At 60.1% G+C, this 21,203-nt stretch carries 25 protein-coding genes and 1 pseudogene; 13 read left to right on the forward strand and 13 right to left on the reverse strand.

All coding sequences use genetic code 11. The features are described from left to right. Positions 1 to 175: 175 nt before the first annotated feature. The 4 genes from EJ071_RS14550 to EJ071_RS14565 all read left to right on the forward strand — a co-directional run bounded on the left by EJ071_RS14550 (position 176) and on the right by EJ071_RS14565 (position 5,971). A complete protein-coding gene (locus EJ071_RS14550) occupies positions 176 to 1,405 on the forward strand; it encodes an HlyD family efflux transporter periplasmic adaptor subunit (RefSeq protein WP_126098476.1) in 1,230 nt (409 codons plus the stop codon). Continuing rightward, complete coding sequence (locus EJ071_RS14555; RefSeq protein WP_126102586.1) at positions 1,387 to 3,387, forward strand: glycosyltransferase; 2,001 nt, start codon at positions 1,387 to 1,389, stop codon at positions 3,385 to 3,387. The genes EJ071_RS14550 and EJ071_RS14555 overlap by 19 nt, the downstream gene beginning before the upstream one ends. Positions 3,388 to 3,575: 188 nt before the next feature. Then, positions 3,576 to 3,857: a hypothetical protein gene (locus EJ071_RS14560; protein ID WP_126098477.1), complete on the forward strand. Its 282-nt coding sequence runs from the start codon at positions 3,576 to 3,578 to the stop codon at positions 3,855 to 3,857. Between the two features lie 782 nt (positions 3,858 to 4,639). After that, entirely contained in the window at positions 4,640 to 5,971 is a 1,332-nt protein-coding gene (locus EJ071_RS14565; protein ID WP_126098478.1) for a sorbosone dehydrogenase family protein, read from the forward strand. On the opposite strand, the gene EJ071_RS14570 is transcribed toward EJ071_RS14565, so the two are convergent. Further along, a complete protein-coding gene (locus tag EJ071_RS14570) occupies positions 5,968 to 6,339 on the reverse strand; it encodes a hypothetical protein (protein ID WP_126098479.1) in 372 nt (123 codons plus the stop codon). The two genes, EJ071_RS14565 and EJ071_RS14570, sit on opposite strands and share 4 nt — an antisense overlap. A gap of 346 nt (positions 6,340 to 6,685) precedes the next feature. Here EJ071_RS14570 and EJ071_RS38485 point away from each other — a divergent pair, with 346 nt between their 5' ends. Next, on the forward strand, positions 6,686 to 6,919 hold the full coding sequence (locus EJ071_RS38485) for a hypothetical protein (protein WP_126098480.1): 234 nt from the start codon (positions 6,686 to 6,688) through the stop codon (positions 6,917 to 6,919). A 99-nt stretch (positions 6,920 to 7,018) separates the two neighbouring features. Here the strand turns inward: EJ071_RS38485 and EJ071_RS14580 are convergent, their stop codons facing one another. Then, positions 7,019 to 7,228, reverse strand: coding sequence for a hypothetical protein (locus EJ071_RS14580; protein WP_126098481.1), 210 nt, complete (start codon positions 7,226 to 7,228; stop codon positions 7,019 to 7,021). Positions 7,229 to 7,586: 358 nt separating this feature from the next. On the opposite strand from EJ071_RS14580, the gene EJ071_RS14585 reads away from it, so the two are divergent. The 3 genes from EJ071_RS14585 to EJ071_RS40035 all read left to right on the forward strand — a co-directional run bounded on the left by EJ071_RS14585 (position 7,587) and on the right by EJ071_RS40035 (position 11,455). Continuing rightward, complete coding sequence (locus EJ071_RS14585) at positions 7,587 to 7,871, forward strand: hypothetical protein (protein ID WP_126098482.1); 285 nt, start codon at positions 7,587 to 7,589, stop codon at positions 7,869 to 7,871. Between the two features lie 1,045 nt (positions 7,872 to 8,916). Further along, positions 8,917 to 10,437: an FAD-dependent oxidoreductase gene (locus EJ071_RS14595; RefSeq protein ID WP_126098483.1), complete on the forward strand. Its 1,521-nt coding sequence runs from the start codon at positions 8,917 to 8,919 to the stop codon at positions 10,435 to 10,437. An 883-nt stretch (positions 10,438 to 11,320) separates the two neighbouring features. Further along, positions 11,321 to 11,455 carry a hypothetical protein gene (locus EJ071_RS40035; protein ID WP_281058914.1) on the forward strand — a complete coding sequence of 45 codons (135 nt, stop codon included), beginning with the start codon at positions 11,321 to 11,323 and terminating at the stop codon, positions 11,453 to 11,455. 85 nt (positions 11,456 to 11,540) lie between these two features. Here EJ071_RS40035 and EJ071_RS14605 read toward each other — a convergent pair whose 3' ends face one another. After that, positions 11,541 to 11,726, reverse strand: coding sequence for a DUF3606 domain-containing protein (locus EJ071_RS14605; RefSeq protein WP_126098484.1), 186 nt, complete (start codon positions 11,724 to 11,726; stop codon positions 11,541 to 11,543). Between the two features lie 365 nt (positions 11,727 to 12,091). Here EJ071_RS14605 and EJ071_RS14610 point away from each other — a divergent pair, with 365 nt between their 5' ends. After that, entirely contained in the window at positions 12,092 to 12,643 is a 552-nt protein-coding gene (locus EJ071_RS14610; protein ID WP_126098485.1) for a group 1 truncated hemoglobin, read from the forward strand. Between the two features lie 348 nt (positions 12,644 to 12,991). Here EJ071_RS14610 and EJ071_RS14615 read toward each other — a convergent pair whose 3' ends face one another. The 3 genes from EJ071_RS14615 to EJ071_RS14625 form a co-directional block, all read right to left on the reverse strand. Further along, positions 12,992 to 13,297 (reverse strand): hypothetical protein, encoded by a 306-nt coding sequence (locus tag EJ071_RS14615; RefSeq protein ID WP_126098486.1) that lies wholly within the window; start codon positions 13,295 to 13,297, stop codon positions 12,992 to 12,994. A gap of 293 nt (positions 13,298 to 13,590) precedes the next feature. Next, the gene (locus EJ071_RS40250; protein ID WP_126098487.1) at positions 13,591 to 13,893 is read right to left on the reverse strand and encodes a helix-turn-helix transcriptional regulator; all 303 of its coding nucleotides are present in this window, start codon (positions 13,891 to 13,893) and stop codon (positions 13,591 to 13,593) included. A 434-nt stretch (positions 13,894 to 14,327) separates the two neighbouring features. Next, positions 14,328 to 14,492: a hypothetical protein gene (locus EJ071_RS14625; protein ID WP_189521474.1), complete on the reverse strand. Its 165-nt coding sequence runs from the start codon at positions 14,490 to 14,492 to the stop codon at positions 14,328 to 14,330. A 263-nt stretch (positions 14,493 to 14,755) separates the two neighbouring features. Between EJ071_RS14625 and EJ071_RS14630 the strand changes: the two genes are divergently transcribed. Genes EJ071_RS14630 through EJ071_RS14640 form a run of 3 tightly spaced genes read left to right on the forward strand, consistent with a single transcriptional unit; the run spans position 14,756 to position 15,550 of the window. Beyond that, positions 14,756 to 14,938 carry a hypothetical protein gene (locus tag EJ071_RS14630; RefSeq protein ID WP_126098488.1) on the forward strand — a complete coding sequence of 61 codons (183 nt, stop codon included), beginning with the start codon at positions 14,756 to 14,758 and terminating at the stop codon, positions 14,936 to 14,938. Continuing rightward, the gene (locus EJ071_RS14635) at positions 14,935 to 15,159 is read left to right on the forward strand and encodes a DUF768 domain-containing protein (RefSeq protein ID WP_126098489.1); all 225 of its coding nucleotides are present in this window, start codon (positions 14,935 to 14,937) and stop codon (positions 15,157 to 15,159) included. The genes EJ071_RS14630 and EJ071_RS14635 overlap by 4 nt, the downstream gene beginning before the upstream one ends. After that, a complete protein-coding gene (locus EJ071_RS14640) occupies positions 15,131 to 15,550 on the forward strand; it encodes a hypothetical protein (RefSeq protein WP_126098490.1) in 420 nt (139 codons plus the stop codon). Before EJ071_RS14635 ends, EJ071_RS14640 begins: the two co-directional genes overlap by 29 nt. A gap of 173 nt (positions 15,551 to 15,723) precedes the next feature. On the opposite strand, the gene EJ071_RS14645 is transcribed toward EJ071_RS14640, so the two are convergent. The 5 genes and pseudogenes from EJ071_RS14645 to EJ071_RS14670 form a co-directional block, all read right to left on the reverse strand. Continuing rightward, positions 15,724 to 16,005, reverse strand: a complete 282-nt coding sequence (locus tag EJ071_RS14645) for a hypothetical protein (RefSeq protein ID WP_126098491.1) — start codon at positions 16,003 to 16,005, stop codon at positions 15,724 to 15,726. A 1,251-nt stretch (positions 16,006 to 17,256) separates the two neighbouring features. Then, complete coding sequence (locus EJ071_RS14655) at positions 17,257 to 17,571, reverse strand: hypothetical protein (RefSeq protein WP_126098493.1); 315 nt, start codon at positions 17,569 to 17,571, stop codon at positions 17,257 to 17,259. Positions 17,572 to 18,126: 555 nt separating this feature from the next. Next, on the reverse strand, positions 18,127 to 18,306 hold the full coding sequence (locus EJ071_RS14660; protein ID WP_126098494.1) for a hypothetical protein: 180 nt from the start codon (positions 18,304 to 18,306) through the stop codon (positions 18,127 to 18,129). 163 nt (positions 18,307 to 18,469) lie between these two features. Beyond that, positions 18,470 to 19,348: pseudogene (locus EJ071_RS14665) on the reverse strand (alpha/beta hydrolase); the annotation flags it as partial. A gap of 59 nt (positions 19,349 to 19,407) precedes the next feature. Beyond that, positions 19,408 to 19,599: a hypothetical protein gene (locus tag EJ071_RS14670; RefSeq protein ID WP_126098496.1), complete on the reverse strand. Its 192-nt coding sequence runs from the start codon at positions 19,597 to 19,599 to the stop codon at positions 19,408 to 19,410. 159 nt (positions 19,600 to 19,758) lie between these two features. Here EJ071_RS14670 and EJ071_RS14675 point away from each other — a divergent pair, with 159 nt between their 5' ends. After that, positions 19,759 to 20,478 (forward strand): Crp/Fnr family transcriptional regulator, encoded by a 720-nt coding sequence (locus tag EJ071_RS14675; RefSeq protein ID WP_126098497.1) that lies wholly within the window; start codon positions 19,759 to 19,761, stop codon positions 20,476 to 20,478. A 7-nt stretch (positions 20,479 to 20,485) separates the two neighbouring features. Here the strand turns inward: EJ071_RS14675 and EJ071_RS14680 are convergent, their stop codons facing one another. Then, complete coding sequence (locus EJ071_RS14680) at positions 20,486 to 20,788, reverse strand: DUF982 domain-containing protein (RefSeq protein WP_126098498.1); 303 nt, start codon at positions 20,786 to 20,788, stop codon at positions 20,486 to 20,488. A gap of 6 nt (positions 20,789 to 20,794) precedes the next feature. Beyond that, positions 20,795 to 20,962 carry a hypothetical protein gene (locus EJ071_RS38490; protein WP_189521475.1) on the reverse strand — a complete coding sequence of 56 codons (168 nt, stop codon included), beginning with the start codon at positions 20,960 to 20,962 and terminating at the stop codon, positions 20,795 to 20,797. Positions 20,963 to 21,203: the final 241 nt, after the last annotated feature.

Below are 21,203 nucleotides of genomic sequence, written 5' to 3' on the forward strand. Positions count from 1 at the left end.
TTCACCGACCGTCCGCAAGCACCCTGTCCGTAAGAACGTATCCAAGTAGGGCCAAGTCTCCCTCTGCCCCTGATCTCATTGAACGATGTGTTATTGTTAACGGTTGCGCGCTAAGGTAGCGACTGGGCATGGGATCGTTACCAATGACGACTGTTAGATCGCTGTGCGGGCGCCCATGTTCTGGAACAAACGCTTTGTCCGAGTTGCAGTGGGAGTCCTGCTGCTGGTTGCCGCACTTCTTGCTCTCTTGCCTGGACTCACGGGCTACACCAGCCTCGATGGCACCGTCAATGCGCGTTTCGCCGAGATAGCGGCCCCGATCGAGGGCACCGTGCTGCGGACGCCGCCGAAAACCGGCACGCACCTGCCGGAAAATGCAGTACTGCTGACGATCCAGAATGAGCGGGTGAATCGCGCCGTCGAGACATCGCTGGCCGCGGAACTGGAGACCACGCGGAACAGAGTGCAGGCGCTCGAAAATCAGCGCAGCGAGTTGGAGGCGCTGCGTGCCAGATTGGGCCGACGCTTCGATGCCTATAGCAAGGCGATGATCAACAGCATCGAACAGCAGATCGCGATTTCACGTCAACGCATCACGATGCTGGCTGCCCGGCGATCGGCGAGTGCGGCGGAACTCAAGCGCAATTCCACGCTGATGGTGAGAGGTGTCGTTTCGCAGAGCAGTGTCGACGAGGCGCAAGCAACAGAGATCGCGGCCTCGGCAGAGGTCGAAGTGGAAAACCTGACCCTGAAACGGCTGGAGCGGCAACTGGAGGCGATGCGGCAAGGCGTTTTTCTCGAGGACGGGCAAAACGACGTTCCTTACTCGCACCAGCGGCAAGACGAGTTGGCGATCCAGATCGCCGATCTCGATGCGCGTGCCGCAGAAAGCCGCACCCGTCTGGGAGAGATTTCCAAACAGCTGGCAGAGGAGGCGCGACGGGTCGACAGCCTCGAACGCGCGGTCATGACAATGCCCTTCGACGGCGTAATCTGGCGTAACAACGTCGTTGCGGGAGCCAATGTCGTCGCCGGAAACGAACTGCTGCGCGTGCTCGATTGCCGCGACCTCTTCGTGGATATCCTGGTTCCCGAGGTCGATTTCGACCAGATCTATCCGCGCCGCGCCGCGGACGTCCGCATCCTCGGGACTGATAATGTCATTGATGGTGAGGTCACTTCGGTTCGTGGCAATTCGGCGGTGGTAGAGGAGCCGACACTCGCGGCGATGCCTCCAAGCGGCAGAGGGCGCAACGCCCGGATCAGGGTGGCGCTCGCAAACTCGTCTCTCAACACCGACTACAGCAATTTCTGCCATGTCGGGCGGTCGGTCCAGGTCCGTTTCCACACGCGCAGCTTCACGATGGCCCAGTGGCTGACGAGGCTATGGTTCAGTATCTGGTAATGCTCGCCCCGACCTTTCTGGTCGCGGCTTTCTTCCTCGTTTTCGTCGAGGGCTGGTCGCGGTACCAGACCTGGACGCGCACCGTCACCTGCGCAATCGTTTTCGGGGTCGCTGTCCGATATCTGTGGTGGCGTCTCACCGATACCGTGCTGCCCTATCCCAGTGATGGCCTCGATTTCTACTGGGTATGGTTTCTCTATGGCATCGAACTGCTCGCATTCTTCGACATAACGCTCTTCCTCATCATCATGAGCCGGTATGTCGACCGCAGCGCCCAAGCGGATGCGCTCGCAGGCGATTTCTTCCGCCGGCCTCGGCAAGAGCTTCCGACGGTCGACGTCTTCATCCCGACCTACAACGAACCGTTGGACGTGCTCGAGCGAACCATCATTGGTGCGCTCGGCCTCCACTATCCTGGGGAAAAGCTGAAAGTATACGTCCTAGATGACCAGCGCCGGGATTGGCTTCGGCGGTTCTGCGAAGAAAAGGGCGCAATCCACGTTACCCGACCGGATAATGCCCACGCCAAGGCCGGCAACATGAATAACGGCCTTACGGTGAGCGATGGCGAGTTCGTTGCAGTGTTCGACGCGGATTTCGTGGCACACCGGAATTTTCTTCGACGCACACTGCCTTTCTTTACCGATCCCAGCATCGGCATCGTGCAGACGCCGCAGCATTTCTTCAACAGGGATCCCGTCCAGATCAATCTCGGACTGGAGCGGTCCTGGCCTGACGAACAGCGCCTTTTTTTCGACGAGATGGCGGCCAGCAGGGATGCCTGGGACATAAGCTTCTGTTGTGGTTCGTGCTCGATCACGCGTCGCGCGGCACTGGAGGCAATCGGTGGCTTTCCGACGGAGTCGATCACCGAGGATCTGCTGACGACCCTGACGATGCTGAACAAGGGATACAAGACGCGTTACCTCAACGAGCGGCTTTCAATCGGGCTCGCCGCGGAAAACCTGAAGGGTTATTTCGTGCAGCGGCAACGCTGGTGCCAAGGCGGGATCCAGACCCTTTTCGTGCACAACGGACCCCTTCGCGGTCCGGGTCTCAGCCTGTTCCAGCGCATCATGTTCCTGCCCGTGAGCTGGCTCGTGCAGTATTTCGTGCGCGTGGCGATCCTCATCGTCCCTGCCATGTATTTCTGGACGGGGTATCCTCCGCTCTTTTTCACGGAAGCAGCCGATCTGGTCAGCCACCAGCTGCCTGTTCTCGTTGCCTATTTCCTGCTGATGCACTGGATCACGCCGACGCGCTATCTGCCGGTGGTTTCGAGCGCTGTCGGCGCCTTCTCCACCTTCCGGATGCTGCCGACTGTGATATCGAGCCTGATCCGGCCATTTGGGCGGCCGTTTCGGGTGACGCCCAAGGGAAGCTCGAATGTCGACAACAAATTCGACGGCTACACCTTTGCCTGCCTGGCAATATTGATTGCGGCCACTGCGCTCGGCCTTGTGATCAACATCATGCCGGAATGGGCGCGCATTCCTCCGGGGGAATTCTCGCCAGTCGCAATCTATTGGGCACTGGTGAACCTTGTGGTGCTCACGATTGCGGCGCTGATTTGTTTCGAGAAGACGAATCCCGCCTCCGAGAGCCTCCGTGCGGACGAGCCGGCGCGGTTCGGCGGCATCGCCGGGCGCGCCGTCAGCCTCACGCTCGACAAAGCCGTGGTCGAAATTCCCATCGGAACCGACGTCGAGACCGGCAAGGTCGTCGAAGTAACGCTGCATGGCGTCGAACCCTTCGAAGCGGAACTCAGGCGCGTCACCAGGCGCACACAGGGGAGGCGCCGGGATACCAGCCCGTTCAAATATGGCCATCTGCATTACGATCTGACCGGAGCGGCGCGCGACCAGATGATCATTAAGCTCTATACCGGCGACTACTCGCAGGATATCGAGGAGCTTCGACGGCGGACCGTGGCCGCCGGCCTGTTCTCACGGACGTTCGGGCCGGACTATCAACGCGCATAGCCAAAATCTCTCTGGCAATCGGGCACAGGGCCGCGGGCGAGGGAAAAGCTCACAATGGTTCTGAGCTTGGCACGAGCAGCCGAACCATAAGCCGCTAGAGATGGACAGTTAATTCCAGATTCTTTTCAGGCATGCGGAACAAATTCAGCGCATCGAAGTTAGATAGCGCTGGTTACGGGGATTCGGCGATGCTCCTTGCCTTGGACGATGCGATCTCGACGGCTGTTTTGGCCGGCAGAGGCGCAGACGCGGAAATCTTCGGAGTGATCGATCTGACCAGCAAAATCGAAGCTCGGATAGGCGCCATCAGCTTAGGACGCGCCATCCAGTTCGTTGCCAACGCGTCAGTGCTTGGATACGACATGCGCGGTGCAATGGTCTTGTATGGGGAACCAGGAACGCCAAGCTTGAGGATTTGGGACTGCGAACGTCTTTGGGCGCAATACGGTGGCGCACTCCTCCAATTATAGCGCGAGAGGCTAGCGACTGGCGATAGCTTTCCCAGTGCGTTTGCCGTGCAGCATAATATAGTTCTCCTAGAGAGCGCCGCTGGACTTCAACCGTATTTAAGAACATCCTGCCGAGCCGGGGAATTGGGCTTGGATAGGTCTCGGCGCGGCAATCGATCTGAGCAATGGCGCAAGCGCCACCAGCGCCACTCGCTTGCTGGCGCGTCGCCGGGCAAGCGTGCCGAAGCGTCTGGTCTTCGTGACTGCTGTCGCCGGCGCGGCAGCCGCCCAAACCGCCACGCAGCATCGCGACAGATTGCCGGACCTCAATGCGTCGAACTTATTCGGACCGAAGTGCGAGCCGATCGCTGGCGTCGCGTCTGTGATTGACGACGACACAAGGCGAAAGCCGAGGCGGCATAGCTGTGTGAGCTCGAGGCTTGAGGGCATGCTTGTTGAGGGCAGCGGCGAGATTTCCGCCAATTCAGTCCGACATCGACGATGCGTCGGCCCTCGCAGAGGGAATCGAAATCTGACTAGGGTGGCAGCTCCAAGCTCGGTCTAAAGCCGCCATGGACCAAGGCGTGTGCGGCGGCGCGAGGCGAGAGGAGTCATTGTCGAGTGCCCTAGCATCGTGGAGACCGAACTGAGATTTCAAGCGGGAGCGATGCCCGAATGAGGGAGTGGAGATGCGTAGCCATTCTGGCACGCAGTCGAGCAAATCTGGAACCAATTTGGAATAACAAGCGGCTGAATTGCGTTTACGCAAAGAGCACGGCGCAAATCCGTCAGGGGGACGCCCTATGCATGCCGCCTTTCCGCGAAACATAGTCATAGTCGTATTGGGAGCCCTCATAGTGAGTTGCGCTGGCGTTCGGGCCCAGAAAACACCGGCAATAATCGGCTATGGTCCCAACCCCACCCTACCGAAACCGACACCTACGCTGATCCCGACCGTCAATATCGCCGAGGCGAAAGGCTGGCAGGAAGGAGTTATGCCGACCCCGGCGAAGGGACTGAGAGTGAGCGCCTTCGCAATTGGCCTCGACCATCCGCGTTGGCTGCATGTGCTTCCGAACGGCGACGTGCTGGTTGCCGAAACCAATGCTCCTGCCAAGCATGACGACGGCTTCAGCCTCAGAAAGCTCTTCATGAACCAGGCCATGAAGCGAGCGGGCGCCGCGACCGAAAGTGCCAATCGCATTACGCTCCTTCGCGACACCAATGGCGACGGCATCGCAGATGAGCGCAGGATTTTCGCAGAAGGCCTCAATTCACCGTTCGGCATGACGCTATCCAACGGCAAGCTCTATGTCGCCAATACCGACGCGCTCGTCGCTTTTCCCTATTCCAATGGCCAGACCCGAGTAGCTGCCCCGCCGGAGAAGATCGTCGGCCTGCCGGCCGGAGACATCAACCATCATTGGACCAAGGACGTGATAGCAAGTCAGGACGGTCGCAAACTCTATGTCACCGTCGGCTCGAACAGCAACGCTGGAGAAAACGGCTTGGAAGCAGAGAAGAACCGCGCCGCCGTCCTTGAAGTAGATCGATCCACCCGTCGCACCCGGGTCTTCGCTTCGGGGCTGCGCAACCCGAACGGGCTCTCCTGGAATCCTGAAACCGGCGAGCTTTGGGTCGCAGTGAACGAGCGTGACGAGATCGGCGACGATCTCGTGCCGGATTACATAACATCGGTCAGGAACGGCTCATTTTACGGCTGGCCTTATAGCTACTATGGACAGAACGTCGACGAACGCGTCAAGCCGCAGCGTCCCGATCTCGTGGCGGCGGCGGTCAAGCCCGACTATGCGCTGGGCTCCCATACCGCCTCGCTAGGATTGGCCTTCTCCACAGGCGCATCGCTCGGCCCGGCCTTCGGCAATGGCGCTTTCGTGGGCCAGCACGGCTCGTGGAACAGAAGCCTACATAGCGGTTATAAGGTGATCTTCGTGCCGTTCCGCGGTGGGAAACCAAGCGGTCCGCCCAAGGATGTACTCATCGGCTTCCTCGGACGTGATGGCAAAGCGATGGGCCGCCCGGTCGGCGTTGCTGTCGATCGGACCGGCGCGCTACTCGTCGCCGACGATGTCGGTAACGTCATCTGGCGGGTTAGCCGAGCAAATGGGCATTAAGCGCAGATGTCTTTCTGTTCCCTTTTACCAGCTCCGTTCGAGCGCATCTTCCACTGATTGTCTGCAGGCTGCGCGCGTCTTAAGGGTCCGCGCGCTGCCGCCATGCGCGAGTGCATCTCGTGAAAATTGGGCGTGCCATCCGGATCCGGCGCCGCCATCATCTCGCCGTCGATGATGAAGGACTTTGACGGCAGCTTTTCGGCGGCATCGATCACCGGCCAGTAGCGCTTTGACCAGTCGATGCCGGTGCGGGTGAAGGCGCGCGCGCCGGCCCAGTCGAGGATCAGCTGGGTGCGGAAGCCGTCATATTTGATTTCGTGCAGCCAGTCGTCGCTACCCGGCGGCGTCTCGATCTGGACTGGCTCCAGCGGCCCTGATGAACTTCAGCCGCTCGCTGGCGTTGCGCATGCACAAAACCCTACCGCGATTCAAGCCGTGGGCAGTCGCCCGGTTCCAGGTCTTTTAGCAAAGTCATATGTAGGAGTATGGCATTCGCAGACGATATCCGCATGGCCAGATGGCCCGGCCTGTTGGGGGGTAGGGGACTTGGGCATACAGGCCGGGCTCTTACTCCGCGTGGCGGGGCAGACGCGCATTATGCGCCATCTTTGCAGCGACTGACATTAACATTTTCTAGACTTAGCTAATAAAAGCCCGTCGCAGCTATTGGGCGTAAGCGACGGGCCTTTATCTGCCACAAGACGGTACACCCCAATGGGATCGACCGCCTGTAGAAACAATTCACGGTCGCGTGATCAGTTCCAATTTTGGCCAGCACTGGCGGCGCGGAACGACACGACTGCCGTGACGTTCCAGTCCATGGCGCTCGTCGACGAAATCGAAATGGCCAGGCGGCATGTTCACGAAGGCGAGCGGCACCTGCGCCGCCAACATCAGCTGATTGCGGGACTGGACGAGAAGGGGCTTACCCAACCGATGACGCCATGAACTTCCTCCACCTGCTTGAAGATATGCAGGCGATGTACCGCGAGCACCTGTCGCGGCTGCTACGAAAAGCGGGCGATTAATAGAATCCGCCAGCCATCTTCAGCGTCCTAGCGGTAACTTTGACACCGAAACCAGTTCGTCCTCGTCTCTAATCCCGGCCTGGTAGTTAGCTATGACCCGGGAGGCAAGCGCTTCACGTCGCTCCCGCGATTGATGTTCCTCTTTCAGCCTATCGAAGACGCGGCCAAGCAAGGCTACTTCGGACGAATCGAAGATGCCGGCTTCCTTAGCTTTCTGGTAGATCGGCATTCCACTCCTCTTCGCTGCAACGGCGCCATTTTCTGCGCCAAACTTTGCAACAGATTTGGACGCCAAGCCACACGATACTCAAAGGAGTACCAGCGGCGCCGCTGGACTTCGATTTATTTAAGCGCATCCTCCCGCGTTGGGGCGCCAGACGCTCACGAGCGTTGAGATGGGCGAGTGTGCCGCGCCGACTGATCTTGTTGGCCATCGCTACGGCCGGCGCGCTGGCCGCGCAAACAGCAATGTGGCACAGCGACAGTTTACCGGAGATCAACGTAGACCCTGATCGGGCCGTCGGAACCCTCTTGTCTGTGCAGGGTTTAAGCGAACGAAGGGACGCTGCACCGAGAGGACAATCGTGATGAAAAAGATCCTTTTTGCGACGGCCCTGCTGGCTTTGTCGGGCGGTCTTGCGGTCGCACAGTCAGGCAGTTCGTCGGGTTCATCATCGACAACAACAACGACGATGCCGAGCAGCCAAGGCACTGACTCGACTCAAACGAAATCGACCAATCCGAACTCGGCCAAGGATTGCGCGCCTGGACAGCAGACGGGTAGCGCAAAACAGGCTGCACCAGGACAGCAGGATACGAGCGCCAAGTCGGCCGCCCCCGGTCAGGTGAAAAAGACAACCGAAGGCTGCTGAACTGCGAAAAAATTTGCAAACAGCCAGGCCGTTGTCGATCGGCAGCGGCCTGTGTTTTTGACACGATTGAAAAACCTTTCCAATTAGAGCGCCTCACCGGTTAGCATGGCCCGAGCAATTGCCAGTTCGACCTCGACCCTGGCGTTCTCCTTCTGTGTCATGTTGTGTCGAGGGCGATCAGGCGCAGGCGCGCATGACTTCGCCCGCGCGACCACCCGACTTCGAGTATGCAATCGCCGATCGCCTGAAAACCGGGTTCCATTGCTTCTGGCAGTCGCCCTCGTGGTCCGCGTATTCGCCAACGTCCCTTGGTGGGTTGATTATCCGTTGCCGTCCGCCGCGCTCCCTTCGCCCAATTGGCTTGGCAGGGGCAGATGGCCTTAGCGAACCAGCCAGTCGTCCGTTTCGACCAGATCCGGCTTGTCTTCCCGATTTCGGCCGCAAGGGCGCTCAGTGCCTCGTCGGTGTGCGGATCGAGATTGAGATGCCGACAATCAGGGTAGCCGGGATTCCGCTTACAAGGCGTGCAGAGCGGACTTCGTCTAACAGCAGAACCTACTTCCTAAAAATTGGAACCAACCCAGGCTTCTGCCGATTATCACGTCAGCGGCCATGCCCACTCCGGTAGGCGTCGTCGCCACGTTCTCCCGGCGACGGCCTTTCTTATCGGTAGGCTACTTGCGACGCTGCCGGTTGCTCGGCCCATGGTACATGCGCCAGGAGGCCCGCCAAGGAATTCTTAGCTGCGGCCCCTATCACATAGGAAGCGTCGTCGCTCTAGCGCATGGGCGGGAGGGCTTGGCGCACCCAATGCGATTTCCGCTGCGGGGCGAGATCGATTGGCGCGACGACAAGGACCGAGGCAGGTACTGCGCATTTATTTGACCGATCAGTACGGTTTGAGCAACGGCATTCATCAGAACGGAATGGTCGGAAAGCTCACAAGCACGTAGCGCACAGATGGAAAGAAACGCAAAGCTGAGAACTCCGCCCGCGCCGCAATCGGCAGCACTTCGGTTCATCTTTTGGTCTGGATGAGAACTCAATGAACGTCACTAGCGAAGCGACCAAATCCTTTTGGACGATTGACACCAGCTTCCCCAAGGCTTCCCGCCTCGAGCAGGACGAGCATTGCGATGTGGCCGTCATCGGGGCCGGCATCGCAGGGGTTTCCATCGCCTACGAACTGGCCTTGGCAGGGCGCAAGGTGGTGCTGGTGGACCGCGGCCCCTTGCTCGGCGGCATGACGTCGCGCACGACCGCGCACCTGGCGCCTATTTGCGACGACGGCTTGAGCGCGCTCATTGATATGCGCGGCGAGGCTCTGGCGCGCGGATTTCAGGAGAGCCAGCAAGCCGCCGTCGACTGCATCGAACAGCATGTCGCCAGGCTAGAGATCGACTGCGATTTCCGGCGGCTGGACGGGTTTCTTTTCCCGGCCGCGTGGATGGATGAGAAGGAGGCCGCCAGAGAATGCAACAAGGAGTATGCGGCCGCTGCAAAGATCGGTGCCCAGGTAGAACATGGCAAGGGCGTACAGCTCAAGGGCCATGAATCGGCGCCCATCCTGCGCTATCCGAACCAGGCCACCTTCCACCCGCTGAAATATCTCCGCGCTGTGCTTGCCGATTTTGAGAAGCAAGGCGGCAAGGCATTCGCCGACAGCGCGGTCGTCGAGACCGACGAGGGGAACGAGGTCCGCTTGAAATGCGACGGCGGCTCCACCGTCACGGCTTCCAACGCGGTCTTTGCCACGAATTCCCCCATCAACACCTGGGTGAAGATCCACAGCAAGATGGCGCCTTACCGCACCTACGCGATGGCTTTCGACATCCCCAGGGGAACCCTCCCAGATGCGCTCTACTGGGACATGGACGATCCTTATAATTATGTTCGCCTCAATCCCGGCCCCGGCAAGACTGACTGTCTCATCGTCGGCGGTCGCGATCACAGATCGGGCGAAGCGAATGACGGCGAGGCGCGCTTTACCGCGCTCGAAGCCTGGATGAGGGCGTTAGTGCCGGGACTTGGTCGGGAAAGAGCGAGATGGTCCGGTCAGGTTCTCGAAACGATCGACTACTGCGGCTTTATCGGCCGAAGCCCCGGCAAAGGCAACATCTTCATCGCAACCGGCGACTCGGGCCAGGGCATGACGCATGGGGCATTAGCCGGACTGCTGATCCACGATCTGATCGTGAACGGATCCAACCCCTGGGAAGCCGTTTACGCTCCGGACCGGATGCCACCTGCCGCCTCTGCGCGCTATCTCAGCGAGAACCTCACGACCGTAAAGAACCTTGCTGGCTACTTGGTACCCGGTGAAATCAAGTCGGCCGAAGATGTCAAGCCCGGTGAAGGTGGCATCCTTCAGGACGGCTTGAGCAAGTTCGCCGTGTGCCGCGATCGCGAAGGCAAGCTGCATCGGCACTCTGCCAGTTGCACGCATCTCGGCTGCATCGTGCAGTGGAATTCCACCGAGCAGTGTTGGGATTGCCCCTGCCACGGCTCACAATTCGCGGCAGACGGAGCTGTCTTAAACGGACCAGCGGTCCGACGTTTAGTTTAGCCGATTCATGCCCGTACTTGGAGCGACGGCACGTCCCGGTCGGCGGTTGGGCCTGCACCAAAGCCGGCGCTGCACGGCGCATTGCTGGGCATAAGCCGCCTTCGTCGACCTGAAGGTAAAGTCCAACGACGAAATGCGCGCGGTGGCCACCTGCGTCCGCGTTGCCGATCTTGATGCGGTCGACAAGGGCTACACCACCAAGGATCTCGACTACGGCGGCGCGATCAACGCTACCTTGGCGGTGAAGGTGGCGTTCAGCTCAACGGCACGTGGGTTGACAAAGCCCAGTCCGAAACCAAGGGCACGGCCCTCAACAAGGGTGGCTATGCGGTCTACCCGTACCCGCAGCTATTTGCCGGCGCCCATGCCCAATACGGCGACGGCCACACCTGGGCAGTCTCGCAGAAGGACCGTACACCCGAACAGACCGCGGCCATCGGCAAGTTCCTGAAATTCTTCGCGGACATGACTTCGATGGTCGCGCACCGGCCATCTGCCGGCCTACAAAGCCATCATTACCTCGGACGCCTTCAAGGCATTGCCGCACCGCAATACGAATCGCCGCGGTCGCCGATCTCGGCAGGCCGCTGCCGTCCCCGGTAAGGTGCCAGTTCGCAATGAAGGACATTGTCGGCGAAGAGATGAGCGCTGCAATTACCGGCCAGAAGCGCGTCGATGTCGCACTTGCGGACATGGAAAGCCGCGTGAGCGAATTGCTCGCCAACATTTGACCAAAGATCCCTCGGACCTCTTCCGACGCCCCCGCGGCTGGAAACAGCTGTGGGGTCAAGCGAGCAGCCTTCTTTCTCCATGAAAGACCCATTCCAGCCGCGAAACAAACGCCGACACCAGGCTTCACTGCCCGCCGGGCATGAGCGCCGGCATGCGGCTCTGGCGGCCGACCGATGCCTTAGCGGATCGGCGTCTCGCCTTGAAAGAGCGGCTGGTGCGCCTGCATCAAAGCGGCAATCCGGTCTCTTCCGAGTTCAAGCGGCGGTTCTGCTGTTCTGCCAAATGACTTTGCCCGAGATCGCGCCTGTCGACGAGACGGCCGCGATGTCGGTGCCCGACGATGGGCGGCCGCAAAAGTTCCGAAAGCTTCGTCACCCGTGCAATTTCCTCGCCTCGCGTTCCAATATCTTGCGGTCGTTGCCATGTTCGCCGATCAGTTCCCGAACTTGGTCGGGCGTAATTCGATGCTGTTTGGCGAAGTAGCGGACCTCGTAGTCCTCGTCCGCAGATACGCGGTTGCGGTCCCGGAAATCACGCTTGGTTCTGTCGTCGGCCATGGCTGGATCCTCCTGGTCGAGAAACAACCGCGGCCGTGCAGGAATGTTCCCCTTTTGCTTATTAAGTGACGGCTAATGGAACGCTTACGCCTGTGCGAAATTGATTCAAGTTCGAATTTGCGTGGAATTTGGATGCCTAAGCCTGCCGCCGGCGCGCAGCTGTCCTTCATCCAGAAGGGCGATGGCTGGAGCCAAAATTCGATGCAATCATTCGTCCTGCCAGCGTGCGCATCGGCGAATTCTGGTCAGGTCGGAACAATCTTTCGAACGAGCCGGTAGGGCAAAGTGGATATGTCCCAAATCACCTCATTTGAACCGCCAGACAGGCCGCAGCTTGCTCTGGCTCAACGCAAAGGAAACCAGAGATGAAAACGGCTGTTTCAATCCCCTTCACAAGACGAAACGTTGTCGCAGGGCTGGCCATTGCCGCCGCATCCGCGGCTGTGTTGCCCGCCGACAACGCGCTCGCGCAGACGAAGCAAACCGCGCCTGAGAAGAGCCTGTACGAGCGGCTGGGCGGTGTCTTCGCAATCGCTGCGGTGGTGGACCACTTCAGCGACGCCGTCGTGAGGAATCCCGTCGTCGGCCAGAAGTCCAAGAACCCACGGCTGCGGGAATGGCACACCAAGAACCTTGAGCGGCTCCCCGGCCTCAAATTCATGCGCACGCTGTGGGTCTGCGATGTTTCCGGCGGCCCCTTCAAGTTCGTGGCCACAAGGCCAGGCGCGACGTCGCTCGGGCTCGAGGAAGCCCACCGCGATTTGCGGATCTCTCCGGCGGAATTCGATGAGGTAGCGGCGGAACTCGGGCGGACCCTGGACCACTTCAAGGTTCCGAAGGCTGAGAAGACGGAGGTCCTGGCAGCATTCGCCGCGCACAAGGGCGAGGTTACCGCCGGCTACGCAAAAAAGGGCTGACCTGCGGCCGGCCAATCGACGCTGCGGTGCCGGCACGTTGGATGCGGTGTATTTCCTGCAGAGCCGTCAGGCCTAGGCGTTAGTACGGATCATTGCGCGTAGGTCGAGCGGGGCGACATCGTCTATGGCCGAAGGGGACGAACTTACGGCCGAACTTGTCATAGTAGCTGCCGGGCTAAACCGCATCAAGCTCGCGGAGCAGCAATTCAGGCTTGCGTGCACTGTGCATCTAGTCGTGAATGGCGTGCAGATCCTAGATGTTCCGGTGGAATGGAGCTTCGGCAAGCACCGGCCTCAATAAGTTGGCCCGTTGCGCGGACCGCAGGCGCTGCGACGAGCCAAGATCGCTCACGTCTGTTTGTCCGCCAGCGGCGTCTTCCTCGTGGGCGGCTTGTAGGCTGTCACTAGCCGAAGCGTGTCCATGTTCACCGTCACCGGCACGCCGAGATTCACTGCAGCCCACTCGCCATCGATATGTGTGACATTGCCGATCAACTCGACAGGCTGGCCTTTCCTCACCTTAGACGTTCTGTCGACGATCGAATGAGGGAAGCCATAGGACGGGATCGAGACGCCGACGCGGTCCTCGGTGACGCGCCGGCGTACGGTCGCGGTGATGGCGACCTCGTCGCCGATATTCATGCCCCGTGGCATGGCATGACTCTGGAGCGGGCGCGGGCTTCGTCAAGCGATTGCTAATATTTACGAACGGACGTGGAACAGATGTTTGCCATTCTGATTAATAGGAAGCGGACATGCACCGCTCCTGAGTCCGGAGATAGCCCGTCGCCATATCCTCCCGGCGGCGGGCTCTTCATTGGCTAAATCTTAGAGAATGTTAATGTCGGCCGCTGCAAAGGCGGCACATAATGTGCTTTTGCCCTGGCGAAACCGGGGTAAGAGCCCGGCCTGTATGTCCAAAGCCTCCCCCGACAGCCCGAGCATCTTTACGGCGCGCGTTTTATGTGCCGACGCCGCCATGTTCGATTGTCGGCGTGGCGACCATTATCCTGATCATCAGAGCGGGTAAGCGACGGGAACCCTTCATCGGTAAAGGCGATTCCTGCGTCCTCCAAGGGCTGCCGCATTGCGGAGACATTGCGGGAATTTGTTTTCCTAAAGCCGTTCTCAAATTCGCAGATCGTCGATTCGCTAAGATTGGCCCTGGCAGCCAGTCGCACTCGCGACCAGTTCAAGAGAGCTCTTGCGGCTCTTAATTGTTCTGCTGAGAGTTGGTCTCGGCTGTCCATAGGTGTGGAACATTCAATGTCTCTAAAATGTTCCGGCTGCTACCCACCGACGGCGTCGTACGCTGGGATCTCGTCGCCAACGTTAATGCCTGCCCTTTGCCAAGTGGGGCGCGCGCCGGCTTATTCAAGAAATCGCTAATAGACCATTGGCGGTGTTGTGCGGGCTCCAAAATGGCTGCAATCTAACCGTGCCTTGGGACCCAGCTTCCGGGACCGGCCCGGCCCGCGAAATCCTGTGTCACCATGATAAGCGAGCCGGGCTGTGGGTGTTCCCATCAGCGCTCTTTGCCATTCAGATTTCTTTCGGAACTGAATGCTAGCCCAGCCATTATTCGGAGTGGCGGTCGTCGTCCCCCTTAGGCCGCCAGCTCTTAAGCCCAAGCACAAGCCCGTCGTTCTCTCCCTGAGGCGGCGGGCTTTTAACGAGCTTTGCGTTATTGCCGACGGTGCTTAGAGAGCGCGCGCAATAGATCAGCTTCGTCGTGGGTGCCGTCGTCGCAAACTTGGAACAATTCCATAGCCAGGAACTCCCGCTGCTCGCGGTCTTTCTTGGCCAGCCGGCGTTCTTCGCACAGCTGGTCAAACACCTGCTGAAGCATGGCCAGATCAGCGGGTTCGTAAACACCACTGTAGCGGACAATGACATTTGTCCACGCCCTCAACGCCGCTCCGAATTATCTCACACGCTAAGCCTGACGCGAAGAAGAGATCTGGCGGCGGCGAGGTCCCTTGCGTCTTCTGGCACGACCGCCGTCGGCCCGGGTCCGAAGATGATCCCCGCTCAACCGACGGCGAATTGTTTTTGCCTGACCTGAACAGTCCGCCTTCTAGATCATTCTAGAGATTAGGAGGCCATATTTTCATGAGTGACGATGACAACAGATCAGATTCGCAAAGTGGGGCGACGAAGGTTCTGGCCGATCGCCTGGTCAGAGAGGCAGACATTACCGAAGAGCAAGCCCGCGAGCTGATCAAACTGATCGGGATCGATTGGAATTCCCTGCTTCGAGAGGCTCACTTCCTGAAGGCGCGGCACCGCCTATGAGCGAACGCGGGGCAGAATTTTTTGGAAAGTGGATCACCGATAACGTGATGCGCGGCAGCGTCGGCGCCGATATCATTTCTGTGGCGGATCTGACAACGAAGCTGTTCGCCGACGCAAAGGCCGCAGGCATTTCCGAGGACGAGATCGAAGAGGAGGTCGGGAGCGCCTACGACGCCATCCGGGCCGCGATTGTTGGCGAAGACGCAGGCAAATCCGATTGATGGCTTGAAGTCAAAGGCAGTCAGCAATAGATCCCTCACCGGTGCGGCGACCCCCATTTACGAGGATCGCCAATGTCGAATAAGTTCCCTTTCATCGAAGACACTCAATCGCGAGCCGCAAGCCAGCAGCAGCATGTTCATAGATGGACGTGGCAGCGCTTACGGCGATCGTGAGGCAGAGAACGAGCACGGCGGCCATATCAACGACGAGCCGCAGGCCGGCGGCAGTGGCGGCACGTGGGAAGGGGATGACGAGTACCCGCTCGGCAGGACCGAGGGCCACCGAGCCAAAACCGAAGTTCCATTACGGTTGAATGCCGATTTCCGCGGGGCCTTTCTCTGTCTAGTGGCAGAAAAGTCACGCAGCTCTAATATGCGGCGCTTCAACTAGAGCGCGCTTATTATCCGTCTTAGTGAGGCGTACCGTCTTCCTGGCGAGGGACAAAACGGGGGCCACTGGAGCGTCCGCTGCGGCAAACGTAGCGGACGCTTCGCATCATGCGATAGCGACCCTGAATCCTTCTTAATGTGGAAGGACTGGGCCTGGCTGCTCATGTGGCCGGGTTATTTCTTGTGAGGAACAATATACCTGACAGCCCTGCCGCCGTGTGTAACCGTAACCGTCGTGTAGCCGGCTGGCAGGGAGCCTGTGACAGTCGGATCGACCACCTTGCATCGGCCGATCATTCTTCCGCTAGGGTCGCCGGCGAGTTCAATTGCCAACGAGGTACGGCATTCGCCGAGCGATGCGAACACCCGTGTCGCCGTATTGACCGGCTTGCAGATGGCCGGGTCGCCTCCGCTGCACAGAAGCAAAACCATCACTGCCGCAGTGGCCGCGTCCATCGCCGAAGCTCCTGGAGCTTTCAACGCTGGCGAAATGGCTTTGTTTCAGATTTTGCTAAAATACGATGGAAGCCGGCGCCGGAAGAAGGTGCAGGAAACAATCACAGAAATTCCGTGTTCCATCCCTGTTCCGTGGAGTGAGCGGAAATGTTTTGTAATCCCGTGGAAAAATAACCACTTAGGCAAAAGCGTGTTTCAAAGGCGATGCAACACGATCCGCAGACCCATGTTTTCCGCTAAGACGTTGTTCATGCTTGGACGGCGTGGTAAGCATCAAGGGCTTCGGTTCTCAAGCAGATGCAAAAGCCTTCGCCAACAGCGAACGCGCGAGGCTCGGGCTTGATACTCCTCTCAAAAAGTAAACCCGACCATCAAGGCCCGGCGAGAGATGTTGGGCTAGTGCGATCCCAACTATGGAACAATCTCTCTCCCTTCGGCGTGGCGGTCTGTCTGGTGATAGCAGGGCGATGTGCCTACGCGCTTATGATTTCCCAACCTGCGCCAGCACTGGCGCAGACGCCGGTTGCTCGTTGCGAGTTCTTCCTTTTGATGTTGAAGTCGCACGAGCGCGCATCGGGTTACAAAGCCCTCAGCGCAATCGAACAGGCCGATCCTCCGAAGGTGACAATTGAGTTCGAGATGCGGAACAAGGCCCATGCTCCTAGCCGATCGACCGGGTCTTGCGAGTTCGATCGAGATCGGCGTCACATCACCTTCTTCACCTTGGAAGGACTGCGCAGCCAGATTGTCCAGTGACTTTCCCGCTCGTCCTTAAGGATAGGTAACAGACATATTAGGACGAGCTTACATTATCATCAGCCGGCGCCAGCAGCATCGGGAGCTCCCGCCGGTTAGGCTCGGTGGTTCGCGCCCCCGGCCACCGGGGCGCCGTCGGAGCGGTGATTAGCAGCAGGCGCAGGACCGCAATATTGGCCAGCAGAGGGGTCGCGGCGGCAACTTCCCCGAAGTCCGCGAACGCACCCCGGAAGCCGGCCGCAAGCGGGCCAGTCCTCACCTTCGAAGCGGCTGATCCTGCTGGCGGTTCTTGTGGCTCTGCTGGCCGGCCTTGACGTGCTGTTCGTGGCGCCCGCCTTGTTTGAGCATGTCTCTTGCCCCGTTGATTGCGGATCGTTCTAGCGGGTGATTCAAGGAAGTTCGATTTCGCAGGGTCCGGCAAATTTGGCTTCGGGGGCAATATTTTGTGACCATCGCCGGCGCGTCCAGCCGCCAAAGGCTGGGAATCCACGCCCCTTAATCCTTGACATGAGCGCCAGACTGGCGGCCCGATTTTGCCGCTTTCGCGTCCTTCGAGCGTTCGGAGATTGCCGGCCCGGCCCCGGAACTCTTCTCGGTGGCGGGACTGGGCGTCGTCCGGCCGGGCGGGTTCTGTCCTTCGGACTGGCGTGTCTTGTCTTCCGTCTCGCCGGCCGACCGCGTCAGGCCCATGCCGCTCCGCGGGCGCCAATTGCCGGCTGCATCCTGCGAGAAATCGTCACTCGGATCCGGGCCGGTCCTTGCCGGATATTTTCGCGCGCCGGTTTCGTATTCGGTTCTTTCTCGTGCCATGGTTGGCCTCCTTGTTTCGCTGGTTCGCCTGAAGGAAAAGCGCGCTCAGGCTCCAGGTTCCGGATGGCCGATCAACCCGGCCTCGTTATTCGGCCGACGGTCGCAAAGACGCTCGACTGAAGTCCCATCGTGGAGCGCATTGGCCCGTCCTCGGCAACCAAAGCAGATGCCTGGAGTTGGCGATCGCCGATGGGATTCCCCCTCCGTCGGCGACATTTTGGGTGCCCGCCGTTTCCGCGCAAACGACGGGCATCCATTACCGTCAGAACCCAAGAACCATCCGAATAGGAAGCGGCGTTGCTGCGAGAGGCTGAAAGCCATCCCGCAAACGACAACCCATCTCTACGCGCTGGCCGGTATACCGATCCTCGGATTCATCATTGACGATGACGACGTCGCCGACATTGCCAGGCCCACCGAGCGCCTTAGCAATGCCGTGGTGATCGTGATGGCGCTCTGCCTGATCGTTGCGCCGGCGATCTATCTCACCTGGCTACGGCTTATAACGGCCGGCCGTCCGTCAACCGGGTCACCAGAGCGACTCGGCGGGGTAGCCTACCGGGCTTTCAGGAAGCCGGCACGTCGCAGCAACGAGGGCCAATCGGTGCCGACCAGCTTGACCAGTTTCCGCGCTTCCGCGTTGGAGATACCGGTCGCCTGTGCCAATTGGGAGACCAGCACCGCGATTTCGACCTTTTTCTTCTTCGGGCGTGCTTCGCCGCTATGCCTGATCATAACGGTCCTCCTTGAACTTCGAACGGTAAGGGGAGGCAGAATGTTTCATCACAATGGTCCCGGCGAAAAAAAATGTGGCACCGGCTGTAGCTGCCGGTCGAGGGCGGTTCCGGCTGCGAGCGGAAGTGTCCAGATCAGCCGCTGATGGCCCCCGAGACATGAGAAAATCATGCAGCGCCGCTGCCGTTTCGCCTGGAAATTCCTCCGGAAAGAAATGTCCGCCGGGCATCGCTCCGCCGCTGACATTGCCGGCCCACTCCTGCCACAGCGCCAGCGGCCCGCCTTCTTGCGCGTACCATTCGGCCAGCGCGCCATGCCCGCTCCATAGCGCCAGCACCGGGCAGGTGATGCGCCGGCCCGCTGCCCGGTCCGCATGGTCATGCTCGCGGTCGAGCGTCGCTGCCGCACGATATTCCTCGCAGATGGCGTGCGCGTGTGCCGGATCGCGCAAGGCATCGGCATAAGCCTGCCGGACCTCGGCGGGAAAGGCGGCAGGCGAGGAGCCCCAGCTTTCCAGCGCATTGTCGACGATCGCATCCGCGGCCGCCGCCATGATCGCCTCCGGCAGCGGCTCGGGCTGCGCCAGCAGCGACCATGGCCAGTAGCCCAGCGCCAGCCTGGCGTCGGCCCGGTCCCAGGCATCGGCGGTGGCGATGATGTCGAGCACAGCAAGTTTCTCGACGCGGTCGGGATGGTCGAGCGCCAGCCGATAGGCAACGCGGCCACCACGATCGTGCCCGGCAACCATGAACCGGGAAAAGCCGAGCTTCGTCATTAGCGCCGCAAGGTCGGCAGCCATGGCGCGCTTTGCGTAGGGAGCATGATCCGGGCTGGACGGCGGACAGGAGCTTTTCCCGTAGCCGCGCAGGTCGGCGCAGACGACGCTAAGGCGGTCGGCGAGCTTCGGCGCCACGTCGCGCCACATCAGATGCATTTCCGGAAAGCCATGCAGCAGGAGCAGCCCCGGGCCGCTGCCGGCGCGGCGGATGGATATCCGTCCCTCGCCCGTATCGATCTCTTCGGTCCGGAAATTCTCAAACATCATGCCGGGCGCTCCCCTCATGTCCAGGCGGAGTCGAGGGTGAGGGACGCCTCGAATATCTAGTCCCTCTTTTCGTTCCGCACTTTGACGGTGATCTTGAGACGATCCCCGCCCAGCATCTCGTCGCGGGCGACATCCTGCAGAATCCGCAGCGCTTCCAGGCCCGCGCGCTCGCGGTCGGGAAGAAGTTGTCCCTCGCTATCCATCTGGCAGTGTTCGGTGTTGTACAGGTCGAAGTAGAATCGTTTCATTCGCAAGAACATCCTCGGCATTTCGACGTTCAATTCGCTGCCGCAGTCATGGTTCCAAAGGGGAATAAGCTTGCCGCCGACTGCCCGTCGGCGCCGGCCGCCTGCAACCAGCCCCGGTCTCCGACGTTAGGTTTTGCTAATGAAGGACGGAAAATCCGAATGCTGGAATCGCTTCATCTCAACCTTGCGCAGCACGACGCCCTCTCGGACGCGGAGAAGGCGCTGCTCGCCAGCGCCATGTCGATCGAGAAGTATTTCGTCACTGGCGAGGATATTGTCTCGGAGGGATCGAGGCCAATCACCAGCACGTTGATCGTCGACGGATTCGCGGCGCGCTACAAGGTGCTCGAGGATGGCGGGCGGCAGTTCACCTCACTGCAGGTGGCAGGCGATTTCGTCGACCTCCACGCCTTTCTTCTGAAGACCATGGACCATGGTATCATCGCGCTCTCGCCCTGCCATGTCGTCGCGGCGGAGCACAGCAGCCTTCGCGCCATAACCGAGCAGGCGCCGCATCTGACCAGGCTGTTGTGGCTGGACACGCTTGTCGACGGCCCCATCCACCGCGAGTGGATCGTGGCCATGGGGCGCCGCTCCAAGACCTCGCATCTGGCGCATCTCATCTGCGAGTTGTTCGTCAGGCTTCAGGTCGTGAAGAAAACCCATGGCATGAGCTTCCATCTGCCGCTGTCGCAGGCTGTGCTCGCCGATGTGCTCGGACTCTCGGTCGTGCACATGAACAGGGTCATCGGCACGCTGCGGCGCATGAACGTGATCAGCTGGGTCAACCACATGGTCGCGATCCTCGACTGGGAGCGTCTCGTCGCGATCGCGGAATTCGACCCGACCTATCTCAGCATGAACAACGAGCCCAGGTGAGGGCGCTTCAGCCTGGCGGCTTCTTGCGGTCGCGCGACGAAATCTGGTCGAACATGGAGAGCGCGGCGCTCGGGTTAGCCGACCTCAGGAGACCTTGCTGGGCGGCCGCCTTCTTGAAGGCGGCGAATGCAACAGCCGGCCGGCAAATGCCCGCAATGGCGTCATCCACCAGCCGCGCCGCCGCAAGATAGTCTGGCGCCTCCTTGTTTTTCCAAGTTCCATCTAGCGCCTTCCTTGCATCGGCGATCGATGAAACCACCATCGAGCCGCCGTTGACGAAGCGGATGGTGAGCGGCAGGAACCGACTCATTGCCCGTCACCATCCAAGCCATTCATGAACGCGCCAGGCTAGACCGATGAAAGGCGCCGCGGTCATCACCGCCGCCGCCAGGATGAAAACGGGATTGTTCGTCCGAAAGGATTTCATGTTGCCACCACCAGAGTTGGGATCGCCATAAACGAAGATGCCGCCGGCCGGTTGCATCCGATCGACCGGGGCGAATGCAAAGCGCGAGCTACATGTTGCTCGCTGACCGGATGGCCGGCGCCGGACGATGGGGCGGACGCGGACGCACCCTCAGCCGCACGTTGGCGGGCGAGGCCCGGATCGGCCGAAGAGAGGCGGTCGGCGCGGCGGTACGCTGGCGCACAAAATGCCGCCGACAGCTTGCCGATCAGATTTCGAACGTCCATGGACTCTCCTCCTACAGAGCCCCCAAAACAGC

It is taken from the genome of Mesorhizobium sp. M1B.F.Ca.ET.045.04.1.1 (assembly GCF_003952465.1).
GTDB lineage: Bacteria > Pseudomonadota > Alphaproteobacteria > Rhizobiales > Rhizobiaceae > Mesorhizobium > Mesorhizobium shonense.

Coding starts and splice junctions, on each gene's coding strand:
- EJ071_RS14655 (WP_126098493.1), bottom strand. CDS start 17,571: ATGGCACGAGAAAGAACCGAATACGAAACCGGCGCGCGAAAATATCCG.
- EJ071_RS14560 (WP_126098477.1), top strand. CDS start 3,576: ATGCTCCTTGCCTTGGACGATGCGATCTCGACGGCTGTTTTGGCCGGC.
- EJ071_RS14615 (WP_126098486.1), bottom strand. CDS start 13,297: ATGCCACGGGGCATGAATATCGGCGACGAGGTCGCCATCACCGCGACC.
- EJ071_RS14635 (WP_126098489.1), top strand. CDS start 14,935: ATGAGCGAACGCGGGGCAGAATTTTTTGGAAAGTGGATCACCGATAAC.
- EJ071_RS14555 (WP_126102586.1), top strand. CDS start 1,387: ATGGTTCAGTATCTGGTAATGCTCGCCCCGACCTTTCTGGTCGCGGCT.
- EJ071_RS38485 (WP_126098480.1), top strand. CDS start 6,686: ATGGGATCGACCGCCTGTAGAAACAATTCACGGTCGCGTGATCAGTTC.
- EJ071_RS14630 (WP_126098488.1), top strand. CDS start 14,756: ATGAGTGACGATGACAACAGATCAGATTCGCAAAGTGGGGCGACGAAG.
- EJ071_RS14595 (WP_126098483.1), top strand. CDS start 8,917: ATGAACGTCACTAGCGAAGCGACCAAATCCTTTTGGACGATTGACACC.
- EJ071_RS14670 (WP_126098496.1), bottom strand. CDS start 19,599: ATGAAACGATTCTACTTCGACCTGTACAACACCGAACACTGCCAGATG.
- EJ071_RS14585 (WP_126098482.1), top strand. CDS start 7,587: ATGAAAAAGATCCTTTTTGCGACGGCCCTGCTGGCTTTGTCGGGCGGT.
- EJ071_RS14625 (WP_189521474.1), bottom strand. CDS start 14,492: ATGCTTCAGCAGGTGTTTGACCAGCTGTGCGAAGAACGCCGGCTGGCC.
- EJ071_RS14580 (WP_126098481.1), bottom strand. CDS start 7,228: ATGCCGATCTACCAGAAAGCTAAGGAAGCCGGCATCTTCGATTCGTCC.
- EJ071_RS14550 (WP_126098476.1), top strand. CDS start 176: ATGTTCTGGAACAAACGCTTTGTCCGAGTTGCAGTGGGAGTCCTGCTG.
- EJ071_RS14680 (WP_126098498.1), bottom strand. CDS start 20,788: ATGAGTCGGTTCCTGCCGCTCACCATCCGCTTCGTCAACGGCGGCTCG.
- EJ071_RS14605 (WP_126098484.1), bottom strand. CDS start 11,726: ATGGCCGACGACAGAACCAAGCGTGATTTCCGGGACCGCAACCGCGTA.
- EJ071_RS14660 (WP_126098494.1), bottom strand. CDS start 18,306: ATGATCAGGCATAGCGGCGAAGCACGCCCGAAGAAGAAAAAGGTCGAA.
- EJ071_RS14675 (WP_126098497.1), top strand. CDS start 19,759: ATGCTGGAATCGCTTCATCTCAACCTTGCGCAGCACGACGCCCTCTCG.
- EJ071_RS40035 (WP_281058914.1), top strand. CDS start 11,321: ATGCGGCTCTGGCGGCCGACCGATGCCTTAGCGGATCGGCGTCTCGCC.
- EJ071_RS14610 (WP_126098485.1), top strand. CDS start 12,092: ATGAAAACGGCTGTTTCAATCCCCTTCACAAGACGAAACGTTGTCGCA.
- EJ071_RS38490 (WP_189521475.1), bottom strand. CDS start 20,962: ATGCAACCGGCCGGCGGCATCTTCGTTTATGGCGATCCCAACTCTGGT.
- EJ071_RS40250 (WP_126098487.1), bottom strand. CDS start 13,893: ATGGACAGCCGAGACCAACTCTCAGCAGAACAATTAAGAGCCGCAAGA.
- EJ071_RS14565 (WP_126098478.1), top strand. CDS start 4,640: ATGCATGCCGCCTTTCCGCGAAACATAGTCATAGTCGTATTGGGAGCC.
- EJ071_RS14645 (WP_126098491.1), bottom strand. CDS start 16,005: ATGGACGCGGCCACTGCGGCAGTGATGGTTTTGCTTCTGTGCAGCGGA.